Source organism: Actinoplanes lobatus (assembly GCF_014205215.1).
In the GTDB taxonomy this organism is placed as follows: domain Bacteria; phylum Actinomycetota; class Actinomycetes; order Mycobacteriales; family Micromonosporaceae; genus Actinoplanes; species Actinoplanes lobatus.
In genome coordinates this window covers 7556266-7569079 of sequence record NZ_JACHNC010000001.1, presented here as the reverse complement: position 1 = coordinate 7569079, position 12814 = coordinate 7556266, and the positions used below count along the sequence as shown (strand labels likewise).

Here is a 12814-nt window from a genome sequence, read left to right as displayed (position 1 = left end):
GTCAGGGAGCCAGGATGCGGTCGGCGAGGGAGTCGCCGCGGGTGAAGGCTTCCGGTTCCTCGTCGTCGGAGTAGTCGTCGGGGTGCAGGATCCGCTCGGCGATCGGCTGGGCGGGGCCGGGCACCCCGACCGTCCGCAGGGCCTCGGCGAGGCGGGCGACGACGTCGGGGTCCGGCGCCTCGAAGTGGACGATCATCGGGGCCAGGAGCAGCAGCAGCCGGGCGCCGATGATCGGCTCGGGCTGGCGGGCGGCGAGCGCGGCCACCTCGTCCCAGGTGAGACCACGCCCGAAGGCGCCGCCCTCGTCGGTGGCGACGGTGATCGCGTCCGCGCCGTCGGGCACGAGCAGGTAGTCGACGCCCTCGTCCTCGTCGAGGTTGCGGTAGACGACCGCGAGCCGTGCGTCCCGGCCGGTGTCGAAGGTGAACACCGGCCAGGCGGCGTGGCCGGTGAGCCGCCCGTAGGTGGCCTCCACGTCCTCGATCGGGACGCCGAACAGGGCGGCCACGTCCTCCATCGGGTCCATCAGGTGCGGACCGAGGTGGGCCGGCCAGAACGCGGCCGCGCCGACCAGGGCGCCGCCGTCGTCGAGCGGGCCTCCGTCGTACCCCGCAATGGTCTTCATGATGTGATCTCGAGGGTGCGCTCGGCGAGCTGGAACGCCGGCAGCATGCCCGGATGCTCGTCCGCTCCGAACGGGCTGAGCTGCACGACCATGGCGCCGTCCTTGGTGTTCAGGGCGAACGCCGAGTACTTGCTCTTGTGGTCGAGCACCTTGTTGTAGGACTCCCAGGTGACCTCGGCCGCCTGCCCGCCGCCGATCTGCACGTCGGAGTAGGTGGCCCCGGACACCTCCTGGCCGCGGGAGCTCGCCTTGACGAACATCTTCAGGTGGTCGCGGGGCGCTCCGGACAGCCCGCCGGCGACATGCACCCGCAGGAAGCCGATGTTCCCGGCCGGTTTCGCGTCGATCTCGCAGCGAACGTTGAAGACACCGACCCGGGCCAGTTCTGCCAGCTCACCGAGCGCCTCGACGTCGACCGCCTTCGGCTCCCAGTCCTCCGCCAGCTCGAACGAGACGGGCAGCTCGCAGGCGCTGCCCGCGGGCCCGACCCGGACGGCGGCAGCGGCGCCGGGGGCGGACGGCGCCTCGGCTTGTGGGGTGGGTGATGAGGTGCTGGAACAACCGCCGACGGCCAGAACCGCGGCCACGGCAACCTTGGAGATCTTCACGAGCACGGGAGCTTATCGGGTCGCCGGATGGGGACCGTCCGGTACCGGCGCCTGGAGGCGGGTGAGACTGCCGGGCCGTGATCGGTCGCCCCTCAGAAGGTGAGCTCGTCGAGGGAGCGGACGCGGTGGACGCCGGCGCCGGGGTGGGCGTCGGCGCGGTCGAGCAGTACGGCGAGCAGGCCGGCGTTCTGGGCGCCGAGGACGTCCTTGCCGAGCGAGTTGCCGACCATCAGCGTCTCGGCCGGGGCCGTGCCGAGCAGGCCGACCGCGTACCCGAACGCCCGCGGGTCCGGTTTGCCGGCGGGCAGCACCGACGACGCCACGAGCAGGTCGATCTCGGCGGTCAGGCCGAACCGGTCCACTTTGCGGCGCTGCTGGCCCTCCTCGCCGTTGGTGAGGATGCCGACGGTCAGCCCGGCCGCCCGGGCCCGCCGCAGCGCCGGCACCGCGTCATCGAAGATCGTCCAGCCGGCCTCGTACCGTTCCAGGTATCCGGCGAACAGTTCGTCCGCCTCGGCGTCGGTCATCTCCCGGCCGAGGAACTCCCGCACCCGGTCGCGCCGCTGCCCGGTGAAGGTGATCTCGCGGCGCTGGTAGCGCGCGTAGTGCCGGTGGGAGATCCCGGACCAGCGCCGGGCCACCCCGGCGTCGGTGATCCCGAACGTCGCGGCCCACGCCACGACCGCGGCCGCGGAGGCGCTCTCCTGGTCCACCAGGGTGTCATCGAGATCGAACAGCACGGCACGCATGATCCGTAGCGTAGGGGGACGGATGACGGCATGACCGACGACAGTCCGATTCCCGTTCCGGCCCGGGGGTGCGTGGTCCTAGGGTGCCTGGAACCCGGCTTCGGTGAGGACCTTCACCCCGTCGGCGGAGAGCACGTAGTCGATGAACGCCTGCCCGCCGGTGGTGTTGGCGGCGCTCTTGAGCAGGGCGATCGGGTAGTCGTTGATCGCCTTGGCGGACTCGGGGAACTCGATGCCGTCCACGTCGGCGGCAGACGCCTTGGCGTCGGTGCGGTAGACCAGGGCGGCGTCGACCTCGCCGAGTTTCACCTTGGACAGGGCGGCCTTCACGTCCTGCTCCAGGGTGACCGGGGTGAGTTTGACACCGGCCGCCTCGAGGGCGGTCTTGGCGGCGGCGCCGCACGGGACGGCCTCGGCGCAGAGCGCCACCTTCAGGTCCGGTTTGGTCAGGTCGGCGAGCCCGGTGATGCCTTTCGGGTTGCCCTTGGCAACGGCGATGACGAGCTGATTGCGTACGAACGTGACCGGGTTCTCGGCGCTGGTGACGGTCTGCATGGTCTTCGGGGAGGCGGAGGCGAACACGTCCGCCGGGGCGCCCTCGTTGATCTGGGTGGCCAGCCCCGAGCTGCCGCCGAAGTTGAAGGTGACCTTGCTGCCCGGGTGGGCGGCCTCGAACTGCTTGCCGAGGGTGGTGAACGACTCGGTGAGCGAGGCGGCGGCGAAGACGGTGACCGCGCCGGTCTCGCCTTCCTCCTTGGTGTCACCGCTGTCACCGCAGCCGGCGAGCCCGAACGTGAGAAGAACCGCGAGTCCGGCCGCGGTGGCGAAACGTTTGATCACCGGCTCACCATAGCGGCAGACATGTGCGGCTGTATATCAGCTGAACTCCCAGCAGATGCCGGGGCGATTGGCTTGCTGGTGTCGCAGATGCATGATGACGCCCGGCGGCTTCCGCTGGCGACCGGGTCGGTGGACGCGGTGTTCGCCGCCGGGCTGATCAACCACCTGCCGTCCCCGGCCGGCGGGCTGCGGGAGCTGGCCCGGATCACCCGGCCGGGCGGGCGGCTGGTGCTGTTCCACCCGTCGGGCCGGGCCGCGCTCGCCGCCCGGCATGGCCGTACGCTGGGGCCGGACGAGCCGCTGGCCGAGCACGTCCTGCGGGTCACCGCCGCCGACACCGGCTGGGTGCTGACCGGCTACGACGACGCCGAGCACCGGTTCCTCGCGGTGGCGGCCCGCCGATAGGAGAGATCGTGGGAGCCCCGTGGGATCAGGCGTACGTCATCGCACGGGACGCCGCCGATCCCCTGCCCGGCCGGACCGTGCCCGTGGAGGAGGCCCTCGGGCAGGTGCTCGCCGGGCCGGTGTGCTGTGTACGGCCGGTGCCGGCGTTCGACAACGCGGCCATGGACGGTTACGCGGTCGCCGGTGACGGGCCGTGGACCGTACGGGGACGGGTGCTCGCCGGCCACGCCACCGGAGAGCCGCTGGGCCCCGGTGACGCCGTGGAGATCGCGACCGGGGCGCCGGTGCCGGACGGGGCCGAGGCGGTGCTGCCGTACGAGGAGTGCACGGTGACCGCGGGTGTCGTGCACGCGGTGCGCGGGCAGCGGGCGCACATCCGGCGGGCCGGGGATGCGCTCGCCGAGGGAGCGGTGGTGGTTCCGGCCGGGCGGGTCGTGACGGCCACCGTGGTCGCGGCCGCCGTGCAGGCCGGGGCGCAGACGGTCTCCACGCATCGGCCGCCGACCGTGTCGCTGCTGGTCACCGGCGATGAGGTGATCACCAGTGGGGTGCCGGGGCCGGGTCAGGTGCGGGACAGTTTCACCGGGCCGGTCGCGGCGGTCGCCACCCGGGCCGGCGGCCGTTTCCGGGACAGCCGGCATCTGCCCGACGACCCGGACCGGCTGGCCGCCGCCCTCGCCGGGTCCGGCGCGGACGTGATCGTGGTGAGTGGTTCGTCGTCGAAGGGGGCCGCCGATCACCTGCACACGCTGCTGGCCGCGGAGAAGGCGACCTGGCTGGTGTGCGGCGTGCGGTGCCGTCCCGGGCACCCGCAGGGCCTGGCGGTGCTGCCGGACGGGCGGTTCGTGGTGAGCTTGCCGGGGAACCCGTACGCCGGCCTGGTCGCCGCCTTGACCCTGCTCGAACCGCTGGTGGCGACGCTGGCCGGACGTCCGCCCGGCCCGCTGCCGACCGCCGCGGTGAGCGGCCGCGCCCGGCTGATGCCCGGCGGCGCCCGCATCGTCCCGGTGACCGGCGGCCGCATCGCGGGCCCGGGCGGTTCGGCGGGCCTGCACCTGGCGGCCATCGCCGACGCCCTGGCCGTCCTGCCCGACACGTGGACCGACGGCGCCGCCGCCCCGCTGCTCGCCCTGCCGTGAAATCGGCAGCGGTGGGCGGCTCCCGTTGAGGGAAACTCAGCCGTCCCAGCGCGGCACCTCCTGACAGGGGTGCAGGTCGGTGTCGGCGGTCGCGTGCGAGTTCTGGACGGCCACCTCGGTGCCGAAGTCGAGGTAGTCGCGCAGTGCCGTCCGGGTGCGGGAGTCGCCGGGCAGGCCGGTGCGGTCGGCGGCGGCCAGGAAGAGGTCGATGAAACGCTGCCGCTGATCCGCACGGATCCTTTTTCCGCGATGCGCCTCCAGGATCGCCGGAAAACCTCCGAGATCATCGGTGTACGTGGTGGGCCCGCCGAACACCTCGCCCAGGAACGCGGTCAGATGGTCGATGTGTTCGGGGTGCCCGTCACCGAAGAGCGGGTGCAGGAGTGGGTCGGCGAGAACGGTCGGATACCAGTCGGCGACCAGACGGTGCAACGCACCGTGGCCGCCGACATGTTCGTACAATGTGGTCTCAACGCCGGTCATGATTACACAATTACACGCCCCCTCAGCTGTGGCAATGCCGTCAGCCCTGCGCCGGGCCGTTGATCGGCACGAACCGGTCGAAGCCGCCGACGAAGTTGACCTGGATCAGGCCGTAGAGGCGGTTGTCGGTGCCGCGGACGAACACCTGGTCGGCCACCGTCCGGCCGGAGAACGGCGCGGCCCCGGTGGAGACCGGGTTGCCGGTGCCGATGCCGCGCAGGTTGACGTAGCCGCCGAACCTGGCCGAACCGGGCGCGCGGCGGTTCAGGTAGATGTTGTTGGTGGTGCCGCGCACCCAGAACTGCACCCCGCCGTCGGAGGCGACCGCCGCGGTGAGGTCGCTGTTGGCGACGCCGCCCAGGTCGACCCAGCCGGGGCTGTCGAAGTTCCAGGTGAACACGGCGTTGCGGGGCGCCCCGCGGACGAACAGCTCGTTGCCGCGCAGCTCCTGGGTGCCGCCGTTGGACAGCAGTTCCGGGTTGCCGGTGGCGATGAGGTCGCCGACCGGGTTCCAGCCGGACACCAAGCCGTTGGTGTTGTTGAACAGCATCGAGTACAGCCGGTTGTCGGTGCCGCGCACCACGAGCCGCAGGTTGACGGTGAAGTCGAGCGGCCCGGTGACGGCCGCGGCGATCTCGCTGGTGATGACGCCGCCCAGGTTCACCCAGCCTTGCGGGCTGCCCTGGATGAGCAGGTTGGTGTAGACGGCGCCGTCCTCCAGGCCGCGGGCGAAGATCCGGGTCTGCGGCGGCTGGGAGCCGCGCGGCGGGATCTGGACCGCCGCGATCTCGCTGGAGATGAGCAGCCCGGGGATCACCTGGAAACCGGTGGGCTGGTTGAAGGCGGCGCCCAGCGCGGTGACCGGCTGGTTGAAGACGTCCCGGCCGAACACCTGTGCCCCGTCCGGGGTCAGGACGCCGGTGGGGTCGCCGAGGATGGCCTGTCCGGTGGAGACGAACGGGTCGTAGGTGTTGGCGGCCGGGTTGCCGCGGCTGTACAGCATGGTGCCGTCCAGGCCGCGGGAGACGATGAACCGGCCGAACGGATCGGCGGCCGGGGTGCTGAGCGCCGTGACGTCCGAGGGCAGCGGGGCCGCGGCCGCGACGGCCGGCGCCGGGACGATCCCGATCACCGTGGCCGCGGTCACGCCGGTCAGCGCGTACCCGAGTGCTCTGCCGAGTTTGAGCATTCTTCCTCCCCGTTTCGGGTTTCGTGTTCGGAGGAAGCCTGTCCACGGCGGCTTGCGGAAATGTTGTGGACGGTCAGTGGTCCGGCTCGGCTTCGCCTTCGCCGATGCCGGCTTCCGCTCGGGCCTGCTGGTCACGGGCGCCGGTCCGCACGGCCAGTTCAAGGGCGCGACGGTACGCGGAAAGCGCCCGTTCCCGGTCACCGCACGCGTCGTAGGTCTCGCCGAGGCCGTTGAGCGCCGACGCCTGCCCGAACCGTTCCCCGAGATCGTCGAAGATCTCCAGGGCCTGCCGATGGTGTTCACCGGCCCGCCCGTAGCGGCCGAGCCGCCGCTCCCCCACGCCGAGACTGTCCAGGGTCCACGCCTGGCTGCTGCGGTGCCCGAGTTCCCGGAACAGCGCCAGGGCCTGCCGGTGCCCGTCGGCGGCCGCCGCGTGCCGGCCGCTGTGCGACTCGACCTCGCTCAGGCTGTTCAGAGCCCACGCCTCGCCGAACCGGTGCCCGGACCGCCGGTGCATCGCCAGCGCCCGTTCGGCGTACCCGCGAGCCGTGCCGACGTGGCCGAGGCGCGCCTCGACCGAGGCGAGCCGGGTGCGCACGTGCGCCTCGCCGGTGCGGTCGCCGAGCCGCCGGAAACGGTGCAGCGCCTGTTCGAACCGCTGCGCGGCATTCTCGTACCGGCCGAGTTGTTCCTCGATCATCGCGAGGTTGCCGAGCGCCCGGGCCTCGCCCACCTCGTCGCCGGCCCGTGACGAGAGCCGCAGCGCCTCCTCCAGGCGCTCGATCGCGACCGGGTGCCGGCCCTCCTGCGCGTACGTGTAGGCGAGCGCGTTCAGCGCGTACGCCTCGCCGGGTTCGTCGCCGAGATCCCGGGACGCGGCGCGGGCCGTCTCGAAGACGACCACGGCGGCGCTGTGCTGGTCGCCGTCGAGGTAGCGGTACAGGATCGCGGCGAGTCGCACGGTCACGGCCGGTGCCCCGTGGGCGGCGGCGTGCACGGCGACGGCGGTGAGGTTCGGCAGCTCGGTGTGCAGCCAGTCGCGTGCCGTCTCCGGTGCGGCGATGTCCGGCAGCGGCCCGCGCTCCGTCACCGGTGGCCGCCGGCCCGCCTCGCCGGGGTAGAGCACCTGCATCGCCGCCGAGGCCGCGCCCAGGTAGTGGTCGTACAGGCGGGCGAGTGCGGCCGGACCGTCGGCGGCCCGTTCGGCGGCGTACGCGCGCAGCAGGTCGTGCAGCCCGTACCGGTCGTCGGCGACCCGGTGGATCAGGTGCGCCCGGGTCAGCACGGGGAGCGTCTCGCCCACCGGACGGCCGGACAGCGCGGCGGCGGCGAGCGCGTCGATCCACGGGCCGGGATGCAGCCCGAGCAGCGCGAACAGGTCCACGGCCGCGGCCGGCAGGTGCCGCAGCGACCAGGAGAAGACGGCCCGGACCGCGGCCCGTGGATCACCGCCGTCGCTGAGCAGGTCGAGACGGCGCTGCCCGGCCAGTTCGGTGGTGAGGGCGCGGAGGGTGGCGCCCGGCCGGGACGCGGCGAGTTCGGCGGCGATCCGCAACGCCAGCGGCAGGCGGGCGCACTGCTCGACCAGCGTCGCGGCCGCGTCCGGCTCCCGGCCGACCCGGTCGCCGACGAGTTCGCGCAGCAGCGCGGCCGCGTCGGGAGCCGGCAGCACGTCCAGGGCGATCCGGTGGGCGCCGTGCACCGACACCAGGCCGGCCAGCGAGTCACGGCTGGTGACCAGGACCGCGCAGGTGGGTGCGCCGGGCAGCAGGTGCCGGACCTGCTCGACGGTGGCCGCGTTGTCGAGCACCACGAGCATGCGGCGGCAGGCCAGTTCGGTGCGGTACTGGGCCGCGCGTTCGTCCAGCCCGGCCGGCGCCGCCCGGCCGTGCGGCAGGACCGCGGCGAGCAGGGTGCCGAGCGCCTCCAGGGGCGTCACCGGTAGTTCCGGGTCGAAGCCGCGCAGGTTGACGTACAGCTGGCCGTCGGGGAACCGGTCGCGGGCCCGGTGCGCCCAGTGCACGGCCAGGGCGGTCTTGCCGGCGCCCGGTGTGCCGGTGAGACAGACGACCGGCGGGGTTCCGGTCCGGTCGAGTTCGGCCAGTTCGGCGGCCCGGCCGGTGAACGCGGGCACGTCGGCGGGCAGTTGCGCGGGCACCGGCCGGACCGTGACCGCGGCCGGCTCGTTGCGCAGCACCACCCGGTGGGCGGCCTGGAGAGCCGGTCCCGGGTCGGCGCCGAGCTCGTCGCGGAGCAGGCGGCGGATCCGGTCGTAGCGGATCAGCGCGTCGGCGGGCCGGCCGGCCGTGTGCAGGGCCCGGATCAGCGCCTCGGTGGCCGGTTCGAACAAGGGCCGCTGCTCGGCCAGCTCGGTCAGCGGCGCCAGCACCGTCTCGGCCCGGCCGTCGCGGATCTCGGTGTGCGCCCAGGCGACGACCGCGTCCGCGTGCTCGTCGCGCAGCGTCTCGCGGATCCGGTCGGCCCACACGCCGCCGACGCCGGTCAGGGGCTCGCCCCGCCAGAGGTCGAGGGCGGCGCGGGCCTCGCCGCGCGCCAGCAGGGCCCGGAACCACAGCACGTCGACCTGCTGCGGGTCGGCGTCGAGCAGATAGCCTCCGGAGGTACGGATCAGCGGCTGGTCGGCGGCGTCCCCGAGCACGCGGCGCAGGCGGGCCACGTAGGCGTAGACCGACCGGCGGGCCCCCGGCGGCGCCGTCTCACCCCACACCCGCCCGATCAGCGTCTCCAGGGCGACCGGACGTCCGGCCTCGAGCAGCAGCACCGCGAGCACGGCACGCTGACGCGGCTCCCCGGCCGGCACCGCCCGTCCCCCGGCCCGGACCTCGACCGCCCCCAGCACCCGGAACTCCATGCCGCGGTCCACGACCACACCATATAGACGCCTGTCGACCGCGTAGGGTGGCCGGCATACACATCGCGGATGACCCGAACATCTCTGCTCGTCTCCGGCGCTTCCTGCGGGCGCGCTCGCGTCGCGGTCCACGAACGACCGCATCGGCGATCCGGTCCGCGCTCCCGGCCGGCGACCTCGCCGACGCGATGGTCCGGTTCGAGGAGCGTTACGGCGGCCTGACCTATCCCGTCCTGGGCGGCAACAACATGGAGTACGGGCTGGACGGCCCCCCGTCGGTGCATGCCACGCCGTTGGGCCCGGCCTTCCACGGGATCCTGGACGGCGACTGGACCTGGGGTCTGAGCGTCCTCGCCGACGGCCGTACCGCCATGGGAGCCGGTCGATGGCCGTTCCGGGTCATCGACCGGTCCGTCGATCAGCGCCTGGAGCGGCATGCCCTGATGGTCGAGGTGCGCGGCTGGTGCCATCGCACCTTCGAGTGCCGAACCCCCGCGCACGTCCCGCCGGTGATCGATGAGAGCGTGCTGCCGCCACCGGTGCCCGAGGCCAGCGGCCCGGCCGAGTGGTGGTGGTGTTCCGGGGACGTCGCGGTCCAGGCCACGCTGAGGGGATGGCCCCCGGGCCGGGACAGGTGGACGATCCGCTACTTCGCCCGCACCCCGCTACAGGCCGCCGAGGCGAATCCCACCATCTACGCGGCGACCGTCCACGAGACGGTCCCCGAGGTTCTGTGCACCCTGTGCCACCGGCCGATCGAACCGGGCCGGACCTGCACACGCTGACGCTGCTTGATCAACAGCGGTAGAGTGCCCGCCATGCGCGCGCTCGCCGATCTGATCGACACCGAGGATTCCGCCTGGCCGGAGATCCTGGACGCCGTCGCGGCCGCACCCTGCCCGGTGACGGTCCTCCCCGCCGACCAGGGCCGGGCCGACGCGGAACTGGAGCGGGTGCAGGTGACCACCCGGTCGTGGCTGGGCGCGGTCGTGCACCGTACCGGTGGGCTGGTGATCGACCACGGCTGGCTGCGCGTGTTCGGTTCCGGCAGCGCCGGCGACCGGCTGGCGTCGCTCGGCGAGATGAACCCCACCGACGGCCCGCTGCTGGTCGGCGTGGACGTGCTGGGTGGCCGGTTCGCCTGGGCCGCCGACGGCGGCACGCCGTCGATCCGCTATTTCGCGCCGGACAGCCTGCGCTGGGCGGACCTGGAGATCGGGTACGGGCAGTGGCTGGCCGCTATGCTCGGCGGCGCGACGGCACAGTTCTACGCGGACCTGCGCTGGGACGGCTGGGCCGAGGAGGTCGCCGCGTGTGGCCTGGACCAGGCGATCTCCCTGTTCCCGCCACCGTGGACCGTCGAGGGCAAGAACCTGAACACCGTCTCCCGCCACCCGGTCCCGATGGCCGAGGCCCTGTCCCTCCAGGTCCTCTGATGCGCCGCGTCTGGCTCCTCCTCGCCGGGCTCGTAGCCACCACCGGCCTGGCGCTCGGCACCGCGGTCTGGTTCGGTGTCCCCCTCGACGGCGGCCCGCTCCGGCAGATCCCGCTCGGCCAACCGGTCACGGTGACCTTGCCGGAACGCGGGGCGATGCTGTGGGTGACGACCGAGGGCGGCCGGGTCAGTTGCGAGATCGTGGGCGCTCCGCCGGAGGGCCCGTCCACGATGATGCTTCCGGATCAAAGCCTTTCGGTACGGGCGGACGGCCGAACCTGGTACGCCGCCATGCTGCTGACGGCTTCCCCACCCGGCGATTACACGCTCACCTGCACGTCGAGCGAGACGTCCCTGGCCGCCACCGAGGCGCCCCTGATCCGCGACACGGCCACGCGGATGTTCGCCCTGCTGGCGGCGGCGCTGCTGACCGCGGTGGGGCTGGTTCTGGCCGCCGTCGCCGCGTCGCGCCGCCGCCGCGCCGCCTGGCCCGCACAGCCGCAGGGCCAGTAAGTGCTCCAGGTCCGCGTTAGCGCTACGCGGCCCTGAATCGGGCTGGACCCGGGGGCCCGTGCGGCGCCAGCCGCACGGTCAGGCTGGAGATCCTTCGTGGGCGAGGTCCGCGTTTCGCTTCCAGCTCCTTTTCCGGTACGCGTGTCCTCGTCCCGCCTCATCAGGGCTGTCCCGTTCAGTCGGCGCGATCTCGCTGCCCGCTCCGCCCTTTGCCGCGCCCACCGGGCGTAGTTCGGTGGCCGGGCAGGCCGTCCGGCGTGCCGCGTCCCTCTCGTTGCCGCCGGTCACGGCCGGGGCGCCGGCTCTCGCCCTCGGCGGACCGGCTCGCCCTGGGCGGGTGGTCGCGGTGGTGATCGCCAGGCACCCGGGGTGCCCACTCTCGACCGTTGCGCCGGTCGCCGTGGGCGGGTGGTCACGGTGTAGCTGGCCGGGCAGCCGGGTTACCGCTCTCGACCGTAGCGCCGGTCACGGCAATCGTCATCCGCGGTCCCGCCAGGCCCGGCGGCCGAACACGGCCACCCGCCCGGCGGGTGGGTGCACACGGTCCGGCTTCGGCACGGGCGGGTGCACACGGTCGAGTTGCCGAAGCGGTGGTGGCCGCACACGCAAGTTGCCGCGTGCGCGGCCACCACCGATATAGGGCAGGTAGGCGACCACGACATCACCAGCGTGTGCGCCCACCCCGCCCATCGCCGTGACGGCCGCCCACCCGACGACTTTCGTGCCCGCTCACCCCACAAACCCGACTGGCCGACACGCCGTGTAAGCGAGGGACCCCGTTCACCGGCCCTTGTGGAAGATCGAGCTTGCCGGAACAGCACCGATGTACCACGCGCCTCCACTCACTCACCGCCACAGTCACGGTGAGTGACTCCCGACGGGCACCCTCATGGCGCGACCGGCATGACGGCCGCGAGCAGCACCCCGCATGCCTGGCGATCACCACCCCAACCACCCACCCAGCGCGACCGGCGGCACATGCGGGAGTGTCCGACCGATCTACGCCCGGCGGGCGCGGCACGGGCCGGAGGGGGCAGCGAGATCGCGCCGACCGGACGGAACGGCCCTGATGAGACGAGGACGGCGTCACGCGTACCGAAAAACGGGTTTGAAGGGGCCGTTTCTGAGGTCCTGGCCACGGACGGGGATGCCGGACGACGCGGCGGGTATCTGCCGGGAATCGCGCGGCTCTGAAGGGCATGGGTGATGTACGGGTCCGGGCGTATCTGCTCGGCGAGTTCCGGTTGGTGGTGAACGGCCGGCTGATCGACACCCGGGCGAGCCGTCGCAGCCGGGATCTGATCGCCTATCTGCTCACGCATCGTGAGTCGGCGGCGCCGCGGGACGTGCTGACCGAGACGTTCTGGCCGCGTGCGCGGCCGGCGGCGGCGCGCAACAGTCTGCATGTGGCGCTGACCGGGGCGCGGCGGATGCTGCGGCCGGCCGAGTTGATCGAGCGGTGCGGGGAGGGTTACCGGATCGTCCGGTCGGCGCTGGTGTGGACGGACGCCGAGGAGTTCGAACGGTGCTGCCGGGAGGGCCGGCGGGCGGTGGATCCGGCGGAGGCGGCGCACTGTCTGGAGGCGGCGGGCCTGCTGTTCCGGGGTGGGTTCCTGGCGGATCAGCCGTACGCGGAGTGGGCGGCCGACCGGCGCGAGGCGTTGCGGGCGCTGGCGCTGGAGGCGCAGAGCCGGCTCGTGGTGCTGTACACCGATCGTGGTGACCACGGCCCGGCCGCGACGCTGGCCCGGCGGGTCCTCGCCGACGATCCGTGCAACGAGGACGTGCATCGTGGGCTGATGCTGTGTTACGCGCGGACCGGGCTGCGGCATCTGGCGCTGTTGCAGTACCGGCAGTTGGTCGTGACGCTCTGGGACGACCTGCGGGTGCGGCCGGCGGGTGAGACGACCGAACTGTACGAGCGGCTACGCCAGCCGGCGTAGCCGCTCGTCCACC

The 12814-nt window shown here is 73.1% G+C and carries 13 protein-coding genes; 6 read left to right on the top strand and 7 right to left on the bottom strand.

The genetic code is table 11. The features are described from left to right. Window position 1 precedes the first annotated feature (1 nt). The 4 genes from BJ964_RS34590 to modA form a co-directional block, all read right to left on the bottom strand. Window positions 2–625 (bottom strand): hypothetical protein, encoded by a 624-nt coding sequence (locus BJ964_RS34590; protein ID WP_188124571.1) that lies wholly within the window; start codon window positions 623–625, stop codon window positions 2–4. Further along, window positions 622–1233, bottom strand: a complete 612-nt coding sequence (locus BJ964_RS34585) for a lipoprotein (protein ID WP_188124570.1) — start codon at window positions 1231–1233, stop codon at window positions 622–624. Before BJ964_RS34585 ends, BJ964_RS34590 begins: the two co-directional genes overlap by 4 nt. 92 nt (window positions 1234–1325) lie before the next feature. Then, window positions 1326–1982, bottom strand: a complete 657-nt coding sequence (locus BJ964_RS34580; RefSeq protein ID WP_223149662.1) for an HAD family hydrolase — start codon at window positions 1980–1982, stop codon at window positions 1326–1328. 78 nt (window positions 1983–2060) lie between these two features. Then, a complete protein-coding gene (gene modA, locus BJ964_RS34575; protein ID WP_188127341.1) occupies window positions 2061–2819 on the bottom strand; it encodes a molybdate ABC transporter substrate-binding protein in 759 nt (252 codons plus the stop codon). A gap of 90 nt (window positions 2820–2909) precedes the next feature. Here modA and BJ964_RS34570 point away from each other — a divergent pair, with 90 nt between their 5' ends. Together BJ964_RS34570 and BJ964_RS34565 are read left to right on the top strand one after the other, a co-directional pair. Beyond that, window positions 2910–3227 carry a class I SAM-dependent methyltransferase gene (locus tag BJ964_RS34570; RefSeq protein WP_229807322.1) on the top strand — a complete coding sequence of 106 codons (318 nt, stop codon included), beginning with the start codon at window positions 2910–2912 and terminating at the stop codon, window positions 3225–3227. A gap of 8 nt (window positions 3228–3235) precedes the next feature. Continuing rightward, complete coding sequence (locus tag BJ964_RS34565; RefSeq protein WP_203832740.1) at window positions 3236–4366, top strand: molybdopterin molybdotransferase MoeA; 1131 nt, start codon at window positions 3236–3238, stop codon at window positions 4364–4366. 36 nt (window positions 4367–4402) lie between these two features. Here the strand turns inward: BJ964_RS34565 and BJ964_RS34560 are convergent, their stop codons facing one another. From BJ964_RS34560 to BJ964_RS34550, 3 genes are all read right to left on the bottom strand, one after another. Next, the gene (locus tag BJ964_RS34560; RefSeq protein WP_188124568.1) at window positions 4403–4849 is read right to left on the bottom strand and encodes a group II truncated hemoglobin; all 447 of its coding nucleotides are present in this window, start codon (window positions 4847–4849) and stop codon (window positions 4403–4405) included. A 40-nt stretch (window positions 4850–4889) separates the two neighbouring features. Beyond that, a complete protein-coding gene (locus BJ964_RS34555) occupies window positions 4890–6038 on the bottom strand; it encodes a hypothetical protein (protein WP_188124567.1) in 1149 nt (382 codons plus the stop codon). Between the two features lie 73 nt (window positions 6039–6111). Continuing rightward, window positions 6112–8922: an AfsR/SARP family transcriptional regulator gene (locus tag BJ964_RS34550; RefSeq protein WP_188124566.1), complete on the bottom strand. Its 2811-nt coding sequence runs from the start codon at window positions 8920–8922 to the stop codon at window positions 6112–6114. Window positions 8923–8957: 35 nt separating this feature from the next. On the opposite strand from BJ964_RS34550, the gene BJ964_RS34545 reads away from it, so the two are divergent. The 4 genes from BJ964_RS34545 (at window position 8958) to BJ964_RS34530 (ending at window position 12801) form a co-directional block, all read left to right on the top strand. Continuing rightward, on the top strand, window positions 8958–9695 hold the full coding sequence (locus BJ964_RS34545) for a hypothetical protein (RefSeq protein ID WP_188124565.1): 738 nt from the start codon (window positions 8958–8960) through the stop codon (window positions 9693–9695). Window positions 9696–9728: 33 nt separating this feature from the next. Beyond that, window positions 9729–10346 carry a DUF2625 family protein gene (locus BJ964_RS34540; protein ID WP_188124564.1) on the top strand — a complete coding sequence of 206 codons (618 nt, stop codon included), beginning with the start codon at window positions 9729–9731 and terminating at the stop codon, window positions 10344–10346. Continuing rightward, window positions 10346–10858 (top strand): hypothetical protein, encoded by a 513-nt coding sequence (locus BJ964_RS34535; RefSeq protein ID WP_188124563.1) that lies wholly within the window; start codon window positions 10346–10348, stop codon window positions 10856–10858. The genes BJ964_RS34540 and BJ964_RS34535 overlap by 1 nt, the downstream gene beginning before the upstream one ends. Before the next feature lie 1199 nt (window positions 10859–12057). Continuing rightward, window positions 12058–12801 carry an AfsR/SARP family transcriptional regulator gene (locus BJ964_RS34530; RefSeq protein ID WP_188124562.1) on the top strand — a complete coding sequence of 248 codons (744 nt, stop codon included), beginning with the start codon at window positions 12058–12060 and terminating at the stop codon, window positions 12799–12801. The last annotated feature ends 13 nt before the right edge of the window (window positions 12802–12814 follow it).